Source organism: Bacillus bingmayongensis (genome assembly GCF_000299035.1).
GTDB classification, from domain to species: Bacteria; Bacillota; Bacilli; order Bacillales; family Bacillaceae_G; genus Bacillus_A; species Bacillus_A bingmayongensis.
The window spans coordinates 1,200,632-1,217,028 of sequence record NZ_JH921517.1 but is presented as its reverse complement, the minus strand read 5'-3'; the positions used below and the strand labels follow the sequence as shown (position 1 = coordinate 1,217,028).

The following is a 16,397-nucleotide window of genomic DNA, read 5'->3' as shown; positions in this document are numbered from 1 at the left end:
AAAACAGGAATCGAATCCCACAAACACAATCCCTATATGACGAAGTAACTCCTACCTTAGCGTTATGAATGAAAGAAAAGTACGAACTCGGTGCGGACCTTCTCGCATCGATGAAGATCGAATCTATAGCGTTTAACAAAGTATGGGCTATCTACACTGTTTCTGTTATATGTAATGTTTAAGAATTTGGGAGATACGCGAAAAGGCTCATTACGTTGCTCTACCACTGAGCTACCTTCCTAAATTGGAAGGATGGGATTCGAACCCATGACACACGGCGTCCAAAGCGAAGAAATCCTTCTCTACACTGCCCAAATCTATTAAATATGAAGTATAAAAAAGGGAGAGAGGCGGAAAGACTCAATATGTTGCTCTACCAAACTGAGCTACTCCCCTTATGTTTATAAAACATAAGGAGAGGCAAGGATTCGAACCTGCGACCTACCGCGTGTAAGGCGAAGAAATTCTTTCCTACACTGCCCTTTTCTTTTTGTTACTTATTGACTTCATTATACTAACTAATTAAATTTTTGGCAATTATTAGTACTTTTTGAAGATTTTATCTTTTTTATCTATTAATCTTAAAGCTTCTTTATTTCACAATTTCATTCAATTAGATTGTATGAAAATAATGTGTTAGACTAACTAGCATATATACAATTTTATACAGAAAACCCCAACAAAAATGTATTCATTCTTGATCAATATGGTATATATTATTATTCTTTTGAAAAAGATTGATTGTTTATAAGACAAGAAGCTAGGAGATGTTAGATATGAAATATTTTGTAATAGAAGATGATGAATTATCAAGCTGTGGTGAAGAAACAATATATGTTTTTGAACATAGTAAAGGAAAAAGAAGTTACGACACGATTAAAACCTTGGAGGATTTTGCAGCAACATGCCAATTCATTGAACGAAGAAATACGCATTGGTTTTGGTATAAAGGAAAATACGTTGAAGATATGCCTATATGGGAATTTGAAAAAAAAATTTAGGGCTGAACAAGAAGAACTGAAAACAATATCCCAAGAAGAATTCACAGAATTGAGAAACAGATATGCCCCACTTATTAAACCTATCGAGTTCCCTATTGAAGGAATCAGAATTGCTTATGCTTATGAACCAGAATGGAATGATGAATTTTTTGTTATGGAAACGGAAGAAAGGTATTTTGCCGTATATTGGTTTACAACGGCTTAAAAATAGCTTATATGACAAATCAACAGATTCTTATCCTAAAGGACTTCCGATAAATACTGATTAGGTGTTTAGAAAGTTTCTTCAAAGTTAGGATGTCGAGGCTTGGGTATTCCGACTACTTGGCCTCCACCACTAATATGATGGTGAATAAATTAAATTCCTCGAATCCCATGTACATCATACACCTCTAAAATTATTATCATTAACCGAAGTACTTAGCGTTTGATGCTTACTTTCAATTTCTTTGCATCAAAAAAAGAGCTACTGTTTCTTTTTGCTGAGCTCACATCTATTTCTGCGCCAACTTCTATTAGATACTTTACTATCTCCAAATGTCCCGCTCCTGCTGCCAAATTTAACGTAGAAGCATCAAGTGTACCACCTCTAGCATCAATATTTATCCCTTTCCCAATTAGATACTTAACTATAGGTGCTCTTTCTTTGCTGCTACATACAACCACGTACCAAACGGAGTCATAGTGTTTAAACTTTCTATATCATTACCTAGTATTTTATACCACCTGAAAAGAGTCAAATTTATGCATACCACTCAGCATCTGAAAATTGGTCAGCATTTTCATTAGGTTTTATGTTACATTCATTCATGAATCTTTTTATTTCGGACATTATTATTACTCGGTCTTTACTGTCTATAATAAAACCTCTATGATTATTCCAACTTTTATCTATCTCCAAGTTTATATTTATCTCTCGCTCACACCAGTCCATAAAATCATACATAATCGTTGTAAAACAAATGTTTAACTTATCAATTGCAACCCACAGTTTTGCTTTTCTATCCTCTATTTCTTGTATGCGAATTCTTAAATTATCATCCACATACCAACGTATATTTTGATTTTGTTTTTCTTCAATCATAATCCCCTACCACTTATACAATTCCATTAACACATCCGTTGCTGAGCTTGATTTTGTGCTACCGTATATTACATCTTCCCATGAACAAGCAAATGACAACCCTATCTCCTGATCTTCACGAATGGTAGCGTACGTAACGTAAATACCAGCTAATGCTATATGTTCTAATAATTTATTAGTTGTTTCAATTTAATACTGGCATAAATAAATGAAACCTTCCACTCCCTGTAGCTTTCATGCTAAATCCATATGGTACTAGGGGAATAAATGCTCCTCCTTTTACACTGTTCTATTTATTCCGAATGTTATAAACTAGGAAGAAATGAGAGGAATGAGTAAGACACACTATAAAGCAAAAAATAATATAGGAGAAAGATGATGACAATGCAATTAGTAAAACCAACTTACCAGCATAGCAAACAAATCATGGCTTATCGGCAGACATTCCTAAATTCAAGAGAACAACCGCATGGTAGTTGTTCCTTACAACATTTTGATTCCATCAACAAATGGCTTGAAAAAGTCAAAATTCAAGAAAACGGAGAAAATTTACCACCAAATCGAGTTCCATCTACTCAGTTTTTGAGCTTTGAAAAGGGGAAACTAGTCGGTTTCATCAATATCCGCCATCGATTAACGCCAGAATTACTCATAGAGAGCGGGCATATCAGTTATAGCGTGCACCCAGACGAACGTCGAAAGGGTTACGCCACTGAGCAACTTCGGCTTTCTTTATTTGAAGCGAAAAAATTAGGATTAGAGAAAGTGTTGATAACTTGTGACAAAGCAAATATCGCCTCTGCCAAAACCATTCAAAAAGTTGGGGGTATCTTAGAAGATGAAGTAATTTCCCCGAATACTGGCGAAATTGTTCAGCGTTACTGGATAGAACTATGATTTCGTAAATTTTCAAGAGTCATACTTGAAATCGTATCGAAACTGGATCATAACGAAAAGAAAAATCGGAGTGAGGAATCACTCCGAAAAAAGTCTAACTTTTGGGACTCAGTACAAAGACCTCTCCCCCTTACTTCAACTTTCCTTCAAAAACAATTCTTCTTCCGCACGGTTCTACAACTGTTTTTCCATCTTTCTTCACTTCATGAAAGATCGGCTCTTCCATGCGGCGAGAAGGTGCATATCCTTCTTGTTCCATACGTGCTAAGCAATCTGTAATTGTTTCGTTCTCTTGTACTTCAAATTTTTTCTTATTAGGTTGTTTTGTCATGTCCTAACCTACTTTCTATTTTTCTAGATGCTAGTTGACTTTTCATATATGTGATATATAGAAGCGCAATAATTGCCATTATTATCATAACCGCTATAAAAAAGCTTGTATACTGTATTTTTTCTATAAATATGCCTCCTAATACAGGCCCCAATATACTTCCTATACTAAAGGCAATTCCCGATAATATATTCCCGGCTGGTAGTAAGTGTCTTGGCAATAAATCCGTCATAAAGCCAAGTCCTAATGAGAAACATGAACCGATTACCATACCCGCTAAGAGCATACACCCAAATACAATCCAATAATACCCGTCAAACATCGCAGCAAATAAGAAAATAATTGTACTGATGCTGAATGTCCACATTAAAATGCGGTCTCTTCCATATTTATCACTCAATATACCAAGCGGGATTTGTGTAATGATTCCTCCGATTGCAAATGCAGGTAATAAGAAGGATACATCAGCGACAGACCATCCTTTGCGCAGTGCATATACTGGCAAATTACTATTCAGCATTGCTTCTAGCACACCGTATGCTAAAGGTCCAATAAGTGCAATCCATGCAAGAACAACTACTTGTTTGTAACGAGAAAGTGATGACTCATTATTCTTTCCTGTGTCATCTTGCTCTGGAAAAGCGTTTTTAATTGGAAGTAATAGTAGCCATCCAATTAAACAAAGAATCGTCGATACAATAAATGGCGTTGCAAGTCCATACTGAACAGTGCTAGCTAAGTATGGTCCTACAGCAAAACCAATACCAAAAAACACTCCATATATAGATACTTGCCTTCCTATTTTACTAGGGTCAGATGTCGTTGTAATCCACGTTTGCGTTCCGACATGTAACATATGATCTCCTACCCCAACTAGAAAGCGCAAAATAAACCATGCCCAAAATGAAAATGTTTGTGTAAAAAAGAATAATGAAATAATAACGAGAAATCCACCGATTACGATAATCGGTTTCATCCCAAACCGTTGCATCGGTTTTTCAAGCCACGGCGAAATAAATAAAATTCCAATATATAACGCAGTTGCATGAAGACCGTTAAAACTAGAACGAATCCCTTCTTGCTCAAAAATCATCGCGATAGCTGGCAACAGCATCCCTTGTGATAATCCAGAAATCGCAACAATTCCAACCATAATCCAAAATGTAAACCGTATTGACATCCGCTTCCCTCTCCCTTTACATGTTCACCAGCCTTCATTATAAACGTTTTGAACAGTAATGTATAAGAATATAAAAAGAAGTTAGAAGAATCTCATCTAACTTCTTTTTATAATTGCAACTTATTTATTTTCTAACCAATCTGTAACATGCTTTATAAATTCATCTAAACAATCAATAAACGGCGAATGCCCACAATCCTCTAATATGACTAGTTCAGCATTCGGAAGATGTTTTGCTAATTCTTCTCCGACCACTTGCGGGACAACATAATCACGATCTCCTTGTACGACAAGAGTCGGTACCCTAAGACGATGAATATGCCCATTCCCTGGTACAACTCCATTATGTTCATCTGAAATATTAAATGTAATTAAAGCATAGTTTACATCGACAAAATTACGCTGTGTTAACATATCATCTAAGTATTTTTCATAACGCTCTGGTTCTGGTTTGTTATGTGTATAAATGAGTAAGTCCCAAACCGTTCGATAATATAGCTTGTTCATATTTTTGATTGCATCTAGTACAGGAGCAATTTGAACTGGATCTTGTGCAATTTCTTCTTTTGTTTTTAATAAAGTGGATGCGATAGGTTGACCGTTTATATCTTTTTTGAAAATAGGATATCCTTTCATTCCAACTGATTCAACCAAAATCAAATTCTCTACAAATTCCGGATGAGAAGCTGCAAACTCCATCGCAACACCACCACCCATTGACCAACCCATCAACGAAAACTTTTTCAGTTGCAGTTCATCTATAAATAGCTTTACATCATCTGCAAAGTCTTGCAATGAATCTATTGGCTTATTGTATGTCGATTTCCCAAAACCTCTTAAATCAATGGCATAAATATGATATTCATCTTGTAATTTCTCAATGACTAAATCCCAATGCTGTGAAGATGTCATATTCCCGTGAATGAGTATAAGTATTTCTTTATTTCGCCTTCCAACTTCTTGGTATGCGATTGTTTCTCCATTTGATAACGAAACAAATTCCATTGTTGCAGGCTTAATCATCACATGTTCCCCCCATTCAACTATAATAGAAAGAAAATTCTAAACTTATTTTTAGAATACCATATGGAATGTATGTTCTCAATACAAAAATTATGCAAATTATTTACATAAAACAACATGTCTATCACTAGACAATTCTGGTGAAAAGGTATATAGTTAGCTAGGTAACTAATTTGAAAGGATCAAACAAATGGACGAAAAACAGCATTTTTTTCACATTGTCAGTCAAACTTCTCGAAAGTTTACTAAGAAATTTAATGAACGTGTATCACCAACAGGTTTATTTAGCGCACAATGGGCTGTCATTTTCCGAATCAATCAAACCGGACCTTGTACACAAACTGAGTTATGTCAGTATTTAAACGTTGAATCACCAACAATGACTCGCACATTAACACGTATGGAAACGATGGGATGGATTATTCGAACTGAGGGAAAAGATCGCCGTGAAAAGCTCATTTCCTTATCAGAAACAGCATTGGAAATGATTCCAGTATGGCAAGAAGAAGTTGATACTTTCGAAGAAAAAACGTTGCAGAATATTAATGAAGAAGATTTGCAACGAGCATTTCAAGTGCTAAAAACGATTATTAAAAATTTAGATGATTAATTGGAGGGATGACGATGCAAAGTGAGAGACTTTGGACGAAGGACTTCCTTGGAACTTGTTTTAGTAGTCTGTTTCTCTTTTTAACGTTTTACATGCTTATGACCACCCTGCCCGTCTATGTAATAGAGGGCTTGAAAGGAAAACCCGAAGAAATTGGTTTAGTCGCAACAGTATTCCTTATTTCTTCTGTCCTATGCCGTCCGTTTACCGGAAAGTGGCTTGACGATTTAGGGAGAAAGAAAATCTTATTTATTTCTCTTTCATTATTTTTAGCTGCTACCGTAATGTATTTCGGTGCACAAAGTTTATTTTTATTACTTGCCCTGCGCTTCCTTCACGGGATTGGATTTGGAATGGCGACTACAGCAACAGGTACAATTGTCACAGATGTCGCACCACCTCATCGCCGCGGTGAAGCACTTGCCTATTTTGGTGTATTTATGAGTCTGCCGATGGTAATCGGTCCTTTTTTAGGTTTAACAATTATTTCACACTTTTCATTTACGGTTCTGTTTATCGTTTGTTCTGTCTTTTCATTGTTAGCATTTCTATTAGGTTTACTTGTAAATATTCCACATGAAAAGCCAGTAAGTAAACAAAAACGTGAACGAATGAAATGGAAAGATTTAATTGAACCTTCTTCGATTCCAATTGCTCTGACAGGCTTTGTTTTAGCATTTTCTTATAGTGGCATATTATCTTTCATTCCTATTTATGCAAAAGAAATTGGTTTAGGAGAGATTGCAAGTTACTTCTTTATCGTGTACGCACTCGTTGTTGTACTTTCTCGTCCATTTACAGGAAAGATATTTGACCGTTTCGGTGAAAATATACTTGTTTATCCTTCTATTATTGTGTTTACAATTGGAATGTTCATCTTAAGCCAAGCACAAACGTCATTTTGGTTCCTTGGTGCAGGTGTATTAATTGGTTTAGGCTACGGAACATTAATTCCAAGTTTCCAAACCATTGCTATTTCCGCGGCTCCAAACCATCGACGCGGCTCAGCAACAGCTACTTATTTTTCATTCTTTGATAGTGGCATTGGTTTTGGTTCTTTCATTTTAGGTATAGTCGCTGCCCAAACAAGCTATCATAATATGTATTTTATCGCTGCTATTATCGTTGCATTTACATTACTTATTTATTACGGCTTACATGGTAGAAAGCAAAAATTCAAAAAGCAACGTACAGATGGAAAAATATCAGCTTAACGTTAATAAGGAAAGTAAACTTCTCTGTTTACTTTCCTTATTTTGTCTTTCTAACAAAACGAGCGTATACTTATTGTAGAAATAATAAGGAGGTATATATATGAATTTTAAAAAGTCCCCCCTTTTATTGCTTATACTTACACTATTATTTGTCGTAACAGGACTTGGATTTGTACTTTTCAAACAAAATAAGGTCTCTCCTTCTAAAGAGAACGTGACAAAGGAAAATTGGTTACAAGACCCCTATTTACGTTGGTCATACACACATATGAAGGAACTAGCGTTAACAAGTGAAGTGAAAAATAATCCTGAACAAGTAGCAACATTCCCTACTGCACTACAAAACTTAGATGATTTCTCTGTTAAAAAGGAAAATGGAGGAAATGTTCCTTTAAAGAAACTGCTGGATGAAAATAAAACAGATGCGTTTGTCATTGTACATAACGGGAAACTTGTTTACGAGCATTATTTCAATGGATATAAACAAAATGAGCCACACGGGATGGCTTCTTTAGCGAAAGTATTTACTGGTGCGCTTGTGCAATCATTAGCTGAAGAAAGACTCATCGATGTAAATAAGACTGCTGAAACATACATCAAAGAATTACGAAATACGCCATTCGGGAAAGCAACGATTCAGCAATTAATGGACATGCAAATTTCTGCTGAATACCCGACACATGGGTATATGCAGCGAGGGTTAGAAAATCAAGATGCTCAGTTATATTTAGCTAGTAATATGCTTCCTCGTAGTAAAAACTATGATGGCCCTATGAAAATTTATGATATGTTACGAGAGGCAAAAGAAACTGCACCGCCTGGAACTGAGTTTTCATATAATAACGGCTCATCCGAAACACTCGGCTGGATTATACGGACAGTAACCGGTAAATCGTTAGCCGAAAATGTAAGCGAACGAATTTGGTCCAAAATAGGTATGGAAGAAAATGCTTATTATGTTACTGATGAAACAGGAGTTGAACAAGCGAGCGCCGGTTTAAACGCCACTGCAAGAGATATGGCTAAGTTTGGTCAATTGATTTTAAATAACGGTCGTTACAATGGCGTACAAGTTCTTCCTTCTTCTATTTCAGAAAGTATAAAAAACATACAAGAAAATGAGCTACCAATCGGGCCAGGTGCATCTATTTCTTATCATAATCAATGGTGGATTCCCCACAATGAACAAGGTGCCTTTGAAGTGTTAGGGAGTTATGGTCAATGTCTTTATATAGATCCAAAAGCTAATATGGTAATTGTACAATTTTCCTCAGATGCTGAACCAAGTAGCGACGTTCATTCAACTTATTCAAATATGTATGTACAAATTGCAAAACAATTAGAAAAGCTTTCACATGAGTGAGAGCTTTTCTTCTCCCTTTTAATTATCTGAATCTTCAGTTTAACAAAGGTTCTTTCTTCAACCACAGCGAATATTTTAAGGAAATAAACTTAAGGAGGTTGATCAATTTGTTTCGTTCTTTTACGAATGGTTGTGTTGCTCTTGTGCAACGCTTTTTACCAGAACCCTTTATTTTGTCCTGCTTATTAACGATTTTTGTTATCTTCTTCGGAATGTTTGCAACGCAGCAAACACCCGTAGAAATGATCGCTCATTGGGGAAATGGTATTTGGGGACTCTTAGCTTTCGCAATGCAAATGGCACTTGTACTCGTTACAGGTTCTGCTTTAGCTAACGCTCCGCTTATTCGTAAAGGTTTAGCAAAAGCAGCTCAATTACCGAAAACAAGTGGACAAGGTATTATCGCTATTTCTATTGTTAGTTTACTTGGCGCATACATAAACTGGGGATTTGGCATTGTTGTGTCTGTTTTATATGCAAAGGAAGTTGCAAAACAAATACAAGGTTTAGATTATCGACTTGCCATTGCTTCTTCTTATTCCGGATTTCTTATTTGGCACGCTGGTCTTTCTGCCTCAATCCCACTTACACTAGCATCTGGAGGAGAAACATTAATCAAAACAACTGCTGGAAGCATAAAGGAAGCAATCCCAATCACAGAAACATTATTTTCGCCGTATGCAATTGTCCCTGTAATCATCTTCTTAGTAACAATGCCACTTATCAATCGAGCAATGCATCCTGATGCGAAACATACAATTACTGTTGATCCAAGTGTATTTCAAGAAGAAGCGGCTGCTCAAGAAATAGAGGTCCGTACATTTGCTGAAAAGATGGAAAATAGTATTTGGATCACTGTTTGCGTTGGCCTATTAGGACTTATCTATATCTTTCATTACTTTAATACGAAAGGCTTTAACCTCACTCTTGATATCGTTATTTTTATATTATTAATCGCTGGTCTTATTTTTCATCGTACCCCTATTCAATATATTCGTGCCTTTTCAGATTCAACGAAAAGTGCTTCTGGTATCTTACTTCAATTTCCATTTTACGCAGGAATTATGGGAATGATGATTGGAGCTAATAGCGAAGGTCTTTCACTTGGAGGAGCGATTTCTAATTTCTTTATTGGCATTTCAAACGAAACGACTTTCCCTCTATTTACATTTTTAAGTGCGGGAATTGTAAATATTTTCGTACCTTCTGGAGGCGGTCAATGGGCTGTACAAGCTCCTATTATGATTCCAGCTGGCGCAGAACTTGGTGTACCTGCTGCTAAAACAGCGATGGCAATTGCATGGGGAGATGCTTGGACAAACTTAATACAACCTTTCTGGGCATTACCAGCTTTAGCTATTGCAGGCTTAGGTGCCCGCGATATTATGGGGTTCTGTGTGATTAACTTACTTTATGCAGGTGCAGTTATCGGTTTATGTTTCCTTTTCATCTGAATATAAAATTCACAAAAAAAGCTAGTTTTATACTAGCTTTTTTACATAATAACTATGGCAGTAATTCATTGTTTTCTATACATCTTATTACATCTACCCATTCCTCATAGGAAAGATTTAATCTTCTATATGTAAATAACGTCGTACAAACATTTTCAATCATTGATGGATTATTTCGCAAAAAATCCCACCTTAACACTCTCGGTACATCATACATTTTGTACTCTTTGCTTTCCTTGATGATCCCATCAACTTCTCGTTCACAAATTCCCCTTACTAAATAATCTGCTCTTAATTCTTGGTATACTTTTTTAAACGCTTCATTATGATGTTTGAATTGAAGTAAACAAACGATATACGTACGAAACAAATCATCATTTCGATTACAGCATCTCATTATATTTTCTACTTCACTCATAATTTTTTAGCCTTTTCTTGTATTTCTAAAAGCCACTTTTCACGTTTTACTGCTTTACTTGTTTTTACAGACTGAAAAGCAGAACGTTTTATTTGACGTATACCACAAAATCGTAAAATACCTTTTTTCATAATCACCCAATCTGCGGAGCGATATAAGAGCGCTACATACCATAACGGCGAATCTAAAGTATTAATACCCCACGTCATTTTCCCTGTAAGCAATCCTTTCGGCATTACGCCTTCATATTTATATGCAAACCCCGCAGCAAAAACACGATCAATAAAGCCTTTTAAAATGGCAGGCATTCCCCAACACCAAATTGGATAAATAAAAATTAAAAAATCTGCTTCCTTGATTAACGTTCTGTATTTCTCTGTCTCTTCTTCATATACTAAATCACGTCTTCTCTTATCTTCATTAAAAATAAGTACTGGGTTAAATTGTTCCTTATATAAATCAAGTAATATAACCGAATGATATGTTTCTTGCAGTCCTTTTTGCACATGTTCTAAAATGGATGCATTGAAACTAGATGGATTAGGATGTGCATATATGATGAGTATGTTCACCTTTTAACAACACCTTTCCTTAAATTCCCTTTTGACTTCCGAAAGGCTGCGTGATATTCTAATACATGTCAAGTGGCAAGCCCATTTGACAAACCAACTGACACCTACTCGGCGAAGGTGTCTCTTTTCGTTTCTAGCCGAATGAAATGTCTCTTTCAGGGCATATTCAACTTTTGACACTACACACTCAACACCATTCCCTTGTATCAGGCTGCTTCTGCAGTCTTTTACTCTACATACATTTTAAATTTTCAGATATATTATAACATAAAAAAAGAGAGACTAAACTAGCTCCCTTTTCTCGCCTTATAATATACCCCTTTTTCAGCATAGTGGTATTCATCATTAGCTAAAGTAATTTTCCCATCCAGTTTCAGTTCGTCTAATAACCTTGATAAATAAAATTGGTGTAACATTTTTTTCGTGAATTTTCCTTCATGATGCGAAACGATATGTTCTTGAATATCTAATAATGATATGGGTTTATCTTGTTCCATCATATATTCATATACTGCATTACGCAGCTTTACATATTTTTCAAGTGTCACAGTACAATTGCAACCCCTTTCTTCTTATTCTGTTGTTTTTAGAATCGGTTTTTTTACAATAAAAAAACCTCTTCGATAAGAAGAAGTTACATATATCTTCGTCTTATCTCCCAGAACAAATATGTTCTGCTGGAATTAGCACCTGCATCGCGGTTGCTGGGTTTCATCGGGCCAGTCCCTCCACCTCTCTGGATAAGAAAATATTCACTTTATATCTTACTATAGCTACTTCTATTGTAATTGTCAAACAATATAAAATAACCGCAATGAGTAATATTTTCTTTTCTAACGCCCATACTAAAATTGTATGTAGAAAAGGAGGAAAATATGATGAATAAAAATGCTCGTAGATATGTTCAAGATTCTTATCATTCTTTGCATGAAGCAAAACAATCTTTAGAAAATGCATTGCAAACAGTCGAAAAAAGCGGTAATCGAGAACGAATCGAAAAATCTCTCCAGGCTGTAGAACATGCATTACAAACATGTGATTATACGGTTCATATTTTAGAACAAAAATAAATACTTCCCATCTCTTTACTAGATGGGAAGTATTTCAAATGGCATACTGTAACAGTATTGCCGTTACAATTAAAAAATATACAGAATTAACGATTTCTAAAACTCCAACTTTTAATATAGATATCTTTTTACCATACAAGACGATTGCACGAACTAGGCTTGGTATAAACACAAGAGAAAGCCATGGATTTACCACTAAAGAGGCAATGATTAAGAAAATATGATAGCCCCATGAAACATAGCGGTAAGTAGGGTTATTCTTTTCACGTATCATTGTTTTCACATAAAATGTACTGCCTAAAAAGTATAGAAAAGAAATACCTGCAATTCCAAAAGCTATTTCATCAACAGTTTTCATCGAAAAATAATAACTAATCAAACCACCTATGCAAAAAATGAGTATTGCACAAATATCATTTACTAAAGCTCTCTCCTTTTTTTGATGGGCAAAATATATATTTACCACAAAGAGTGGAATCATAATAGCTGCGAAGAAAAGAATTCTCCACTCGTATAGTAAAGATAGTATCCCGAAAACACATGCAATCATAAAATAAGTAATTGCTGAATGTAAAAATTCTTTCTTTCGTGTTTGCTTTATGTACATTAAAAATGGATACGTTGCTAAATAGATACATAACCAAGCGATAAAGAGCGGAATATGATATAAAGTAGGTTTACCAAGTAGAACACTAAGTATAAATGGAATCAGCAGCATTCCCCATGCACCGTGCTGCTTTGGAACAACTAGCTTCATGAATATGGCATCTCCTCTTTGAAATTTTTTCTCATTTACTATTATATAAAAAATCTCATATAAAAATCGAAACATATTAAATCAATTTCTTGACACTTTTCATATTATAATCTGTATAAAAAATGCTCCTCACCAATGGTAAGAAGCATGAAAGAGGCAAACGAATATGTAAGTCGCGACCCTACTTTATATTCTTATGCTTTGCAATATTTGCTTATGCTTTGTTTGCTTGAGATAATAACTCTTTATCCCCATCTAAAATTCCGTATTTCTTTTTAAACCTCGTAATGATTCTAATCCACGCTGAACTAAATAAAACAAGAAAGATTACATTTGAAAGTGCATGAGCTAAATCAAAGTAAAAACTGGCAGCGTAGTATGCAATAAAGTCTTTCCATGTTAATCCTTCTAAAAAGCCAAGTATCCCCCACAAATTCATAATCCAACCAAAAACAAAACCCGCTATGAATCCATAAATAACCCTACCCCATAACTTTCTCATTATAAATGTATTTCTCAGTAAACCAGCTATAAAACCTATCATTCCCCACGAAAACATTTGCCAAGGTGTCCAAGGCCCTTGTCCTAAAAATATATTAGATACAAGTGCTGCCGTTGCCCCAATTATAAAGCCTGTCTCACTTCCAAAAACAATTGCAGATACAATAATAACAAAGGAAGTTGGTTGTACACTCGGCATAATGGAAAATGGTACACGACTAACTGCTGCTATTGCCGCTAAAACAGCTACAATGACTATTTCACGTGAAACAAATGCTTTCCTCTCAAATCGTATGTAAAAAGGTAACATAATAATACATAATAGAAATAAACTATACCAAATATAATATTCATCTGTTACAAAAGAAGCAAACAAAAGTGTACTTATTACAATAATGAAAATAAGCGTTATGAGAGCAAAATATCGTTTGGACACGCCTTGTACACATCCTCCCACGTTAATGCATAAGGTAATTGCTTGCGAATAAAACGATTAATAGATGTTGTATAAAAGAAATTATCACTAAAGAATTTCTTTGGCATATCATCCATAATTACTTTTCCATCAAATAACATCATACAATGATCCACATATTTAGCTGCAAATTCAATATCATGTGTTGCCATCACAATTGTTGTTCCTTCCTTTTGTAACTCTTGAAACAGCCCACCTAATCTTTCTTTTTTCTCTGGATCCAAGCCTTTTGTCGGTTCGTCTAGTAATAATAAACTTGGCTTCGATAACAAGGCTGTGCACAGTGCAATTAACTGTTGTTCCCCACCGCTACAATCATGCGGGTGACGATCGCGAATAGCATGAAGCCAAAATCGTTTTAACATATCTTCTGCAATTTCTTTCCCTTTAACACCATATAATTCATTTGCTCTTTCAAAAACTTCATCCCACACCGTCTCAAATATAAAATGATAATACGGATGTTGTGATACAAATCCGATTTTTTTAAATCGTTCCTTTGAATTACTTTTATGAATCTCCGTTCCGTTCCACCGTACTTTTCCTCTTCTAGGTTTATTTAATCCTGCCAAGATCGTTAAAAGTGTTGATTTTCCAGTACCATTTTTCCCAACAAGCGCAGTCCACTTCCCTTGTTCAATTGATAAGGTTAAGTCCCGTAAAATAAAAGGGCTATTTTTTTCATATTGAAATGATATATGTTTTGCTTGTAAAATCACTTCTTTTTTTTCTGTTTGTGATATAACTGGCACTTCATGTTCGATAGATACGTTGGAATGAATTTGTGTTTGTGCTTCCCTTACTGTAAAGGGTATTTGCTCTACATTCCATTCTAAAAACAACCTTGGAATTTGAGGGATAAATGGTCGGAATTCTTCTAATGCCCACATTTTCGATATGACATGTTGCGGGATTCCATCATAAATAATTTCCCCAGCATTCATAAACACAACGCGAGTTGCTAGTGGAATTACCTCGTCTAAACGATGTTCGCTCATTATAATTGTAATCCCGAGTTCTTCGTTAATTCGTTTCAATAACCCTAAAAAATCTTTTGCTGCAATTGGATCAAGCTGTGCTGTCGGTTCATCAAGCAGTAACAATTTTGGTTGCAAAACAAGAACCGCTGCTAAATTAACAAGTTGTTTTTGTCCTCCGGATAATGTATGAACAGATTGGTGTAACAAATCTTGAAAACCTAAAAAACTAATGAATTCAGCAATTCTCTTTTGAATTATATTGGTCTCTAGACCAACATTTTCAAGAGAAAATGCCAATTCTTGAATGACCGTATCCATAACAAGTTGATTTTCTGGATTTTGAAACACCATTCCCACTTCTTGTGCTGACAATAAATCTGGCATCTCCAGTACAGAAGTCCCGTTATAATACACATTACCTGTACGCCTTCCAATTGGAAGTAACTCTTTCTTAAAATGCTTCAAAAGTGTTGTCTTACCACATCCTGAACGGCCAGCGAGCACAATAAATTCACCTTGAGAAACCGCTAAGGAAACGCCCGTTAATGCTTGTACTTTTTCATCAGCATACGTAAATGTTAAGTCCTTTATTTCTGCATGCGCCACCATAACCATTCCCTCCCTTCCATTATGATTGGTAAACTAATAAACAGTATAAATAAAATAAATAGTATTCCATCATATTGCTGAAATGCAACTGATTCCACTCTTGGATAGATTGATAGTTTGCCAGCACCATAATAATTGAGTACAAAACAGCTTAGTAATACAAACACTAAACAAGCAAGTATATACCAATCTTGTCTCCCCATGCGATACCGAATATATGTACTACGCTTTGTCACTCCAAACCCACGCGCTTGCATGGAATCTGCAGTTTGTAATGCGTCTTCTAAAGAACAAACAAGTAACACCTGCAAAAGTTTCATTCCATTTTTGATTCTCCCTATGAATGAGCCTGAATCTAATTGAACACCTTTTGTTTTTTGAACAAGTGTAATTTGTCTTAAACGCCGGGTAAATAAAGGAACAAAACGGACTGTGATCATTGTCAATAGCGCAACTTTCGGTGAAATCCGTGAAAATAAATACAAAAATTTATGGCTTGAAATCACATCATTGTAGGAAGTAAATGTGAACATAATAGCAAGTAACAACAATCCCATTATTAGTCCATACATGCACGCTTCTAATGTAATTCGATTATCCCCTAGACGAAATAATGTAGTCGCGCCCCTATGCGTTAGCAAAGGATTTAACACAATAACCATGACAAAGAAAATAAACGTGCTTGGTAACATTGTTCTTATTTTCTCACCATTTCCTTGCATGATGTTTAACAACACGATCATAATAATCGCACCAATTAAAAAAAGAGGGTGAAGACACACCATACATAGTATCATCACCCCAATATAATAGAAAAAATTCACAAAAGGATGTAAAGAAGAAAAGATAATTTTCATA

At 35.3% G+C, this 16,397-nt stretch carries 18 protein-coding genes, 1 tRNA gene, 2 pseudogenes and 1 riboswitch; of the genes and pseudogenes, 7 read left to right on the top strand and 14 right to left on the bottom strand.

Annotation, left to right across the window (positions count from 1 at the left end; translation table 11 throughout):
* Window positions 1-245: 245 nt before the first annotated feature.
* A tRNA-OTHER gene (locus tag Y7E_RS33250) sits at window positions 246-394 on the bottom strand.
* A gap of 382 nt (window positions 395-776) precedes the next feature.
* On the opposite strand from Y7E_RS33250, the pseudogene Y7E_RS29705 reads away from it, so the two are divergent.
* Window positions 777-1,206: pseudogene (locus tag Y7E_RS29705) on the top strand (hypothetical protein).
* A gap of 266 nt (window positions 1,207-1,472) precedes the next feature.
* Here the strand turns inward: Y7E_RS29705 and Y7E_RS29700 are convergent.
* From Y7E_RS29700 to Y7E_RS35035, 3 genes and pseudogenes are all read right to left on the bottom strand, one after another.
* Window positions 1,473-1,705, bottom strand: a pseudogene (locus Y7E_RS29700) (ankyrin repeat domain-containing protein); the annotation flags it as partial.
* 38 nt (window positions 1,706-1,743) lie between these two features.
* Window positions 1,744-2,085 carry a hypothetical protein gene (locus Y7E_RS0113270; protein WP_017151744.1) on the bottom strand — a complete coding sequence of 114 codons (342 nt, stop codon included), beginning with the start codon at window positions 2,083-2,085 and terminating at the stop codon, window positions 1,744-1,746.
* A 6-nt stretch (window positions 2,086-2,091) separates the two neighbouring features.
* A complete protein-coding gene (locus tag Y7E_RS35035; RefSeq protein ID WP_390881323.1) occupies window positions 2,092-2,274 on the bottom strand; it encodes a DUF6985 domain-containing protein in 183 nt (60 codons plus the stop codon).
* A gap of 195 nt (window positions 2,275-2,469) precedes the next feature.
* On the opposite strand from Y7E_RS35035, the gene Y7E_RS0113265 reads away from it, so the two are divergent.
* Window positions 2,470-2,982: a GNAT family N-acetyltransferase gene (locus tag Y7E_RS0113265; RefSeq protein WP_313771961.1), complete on the top strand. Its 513-nt coding sequence runs from the start codon at window positions 2,470-2,472 to the stop codon at window positions 2,980-2,982.
* A 130-nt stretch (window positions 2,983-3,112) separates the two neighbouring features.
* Here the strand turns inward: Y7E_RS0113265 and Y7E_RS0113260 are convergent, their stop codons facing one another.
* From Y7E_RS0113260 to phaZ, 3 genes are all read right to left on the bottom strand, one after another.
* Complete coding sequence (locus Y7E_RS0113260) at window positions 3,113-3,313, bottom strand: NETI motif-containing protein (RefSeq protein WP_017151742.1); 201 nt, start codon at window positions 3,311-3,313, stop codon at window positions 3,113-3,115.
* Window positions 3,297-4,493, bottom strand: coding sequence for an MFS transporter (locus Y7E_RS0113255; protein ID WP_017151741.1), 1,197 nt, complete (start codon window positions 4,491-4,493; stop codon window positions 3,297-3,299). Before Y7E_RS0113255 ends, Y7E_RS0113260 begins: the two co-directional genes overlap by 17 nt.
* A gap of 120 nt (window positions 4,494-4,613) precedes the next feature.
* Window positions 4,614-5,516 carry an intracellular short-chain-length polyhydroxyalkanoate depolymerase gene (gene phaZ, locus Y7E_RS0113250; protein ID WP_017151740.1) on the bottom strand — a complete coding sequence of 301 codons (903 nt, stop codon included), beginning with the start codon at window positions 5,514-5,516 and terminating at the stop codon, window positions 4,614-4,616.
* Window positions 5,517-5,706: 190 nt separating this feature from the next.
* Here phaZ and Y7E_RS0113245 point away from each other — a divergent pair, with 190 nt between their 5' ends.
* From Y7E_RS0113245 to Y7E_RS0113230, 4 genes are all read left to right on the top strand, one after another.
* Window positions 5,707-6,126 carry a MarR family winged helix-turn-helix transcriptional regulator gene (locus Y7E_RS0113245; protein WP_017151739.1) on the top strand — a complete coding sequence of 140 codons (420 nt, stop codon included), beginning with the start codon at window positions 5,707-5,709 and terminating at the stop codon, window positions 6,124-6,126.
* A 14-nt stretch (window positions 6,127-6,140) separates the two neighbouring features.
* Window positions 6,141-7,340, top strand: coding sequence for an MFS transporter (locus Y7E_RS0113240; RefSeq protein WP_017151738.1), 1,200 nt, complete (start codon window positions 6,141-6,143; stop codon window positions 7,338-7,340).
* A gap of 100 nt (window positions 7,341-7,440) precedes the next feature.
* Entirely contained in the window at window positions 7,441-8,703 is a 1,263-nt protein-coding gene (locus tag Y7E_RS0113235) for a serine hydrolase domain-containing protein (protein ID WP_017151737.1), read from the top strand.
* Between the two features lie 107 nt (window positions 8,704-8,810).
* Complete coding sequence (locus Y7E_RS0113230; protein ID WP_017151736.1) at window positions 8,811-10,157, top strand: short-chain fatty acid transporter; 1,347 nt, start codon at window positions 8,811-8,813, stop codon at window positions 10,155-10,157.
* 52 nt (window positions 10,158-10,209) lie between these two features.
* Here the strand turns inward: Y7E_RS0113230 and Y7E_RS0113225 are convergent, their stop codons facing one another.
* From Y7E_RS0113225 to Y7E_RS0113215, 3 genes are all read right to left on the bottom strand, one after another.
* A complete protein-coding gene (locus Y7E_RS0113225) occupies window positions 10,210-10,575 on the bottom strand; it encodes a hypothetical protein (protein ID WP_017151735.1) in 366 nt (121 codons plus the stop codon).
* A complete protein-coding gene (locus Y7E_RS0113220) occupies window positions 10,572-11,147 on the bottom strand; it encodes an NAD(P)H-dependent oxidoreductase (RefSeq protein WP_017151734.1) in 576 nt (191 codons plus the stop codon). Before Y7E_RS0113220 ends, Y7E_RS0113225 begins: the two co-directional genes overlap by 4 nt.
* A 287-nt stretch (window positions 11,148-11,434) precedes the next feature.
* A complete protein-coding gene (locus Y7E_RS0113215) occupies window positions 11,435-11,695 on the bottom strand; it encodes a hypothetical protein (protein WP_017151733.1) in 261 nt (86 codons plus the stop codon).
* Window positions 11,696-11,795: 100 nt separating this feature from the next.
* Window positions 11,796-11,894: riboswitch (SAM riboswitch) on the bottom strand.
* A 131-nt stretch (window positions 11,895-12,025) separates the two neighbouring features.
* On the opposite strand from Y7E_RS0113215, the gene Y7E_RS0113210 reads away from it, so the two are divergent.
* Window positions 12,026-12,217: a hypothetical protein gene (locus Y7E_RS0113210; protein ID WP_017151732.1), complete on the top strand. Its 192-nt coding sequence runs from the start codon at window positions 12,026-12,028 to the stop codon at window positions 12,215-12,217.
* Window positions 12,218-12,251: 34 nt separating this feature from the next.
* Here the strand turns inward: Y7E_RS0113210 and Y7E_RS0113205 are convergent, their stop codons facing one another.
* From Y7E_RS0113205 to Y7E_RS0113190, 4 genes are all read right to left on the bottom strand, one after another.
* Window positions 12,252-12,974: a YwiC-like family protein gene (locus tag Y7E_RS0113205; RefSeq protein ID WP_017151731.1), complete on the bottom strand. Its 723-nt coding sequence runs from the start codon at window positions 12,972-12,974 to the stop codon at window positions 12,252-12,254.
* Between the two features lie 214 nt (window positions 12,975-13,188).
* The gene (locus tag Y7E_RS0113200) at window positions 13,189-13,911 is read right to left on the bottom strand and encodes an ECF transporter S component (RefSeq protein ID WP_017151730.1); all 723 of its coding nucleotides are present in this window, start codon (window positions 13,909-13,911) and stop codon (window positions 13,189-13,191) included.
* On the bottom strand, window positions 13,884-15,545 hold the full coding sequence (locus Y7E_RS0113195) for an ABC transporter ATP-binding protein (RefSeq protein ID WP_193352110.1): 1,662 nt from the start codon (window positions 15,543-15,545) through the stop codon (window positions 13,884-13,886). The genes Y7E_RS0113200 and Y7E_RS0113195 overlap by 28 nt, the downstream gene beginning before the upstream one ends.
* On the bottom strand, window positions 15,518-16,396 hold the full coding sequence (locus tag Y7E_RS0113190; protein WP_026049202.1) for an energy-coupling factor transporter transmembrane component T: 879 nt from the start codon (window positions 16,394-16,396) through the stop codon (window positions 15,518-15,520). The genes Y7E_RS0113195 and Y7E_RS0113190 overlap by 28 nt, the downstream gene beginning before the upstream one ends.
* Between the last annotated feature and the right edge of the window lies 1 nt (window position 16,397).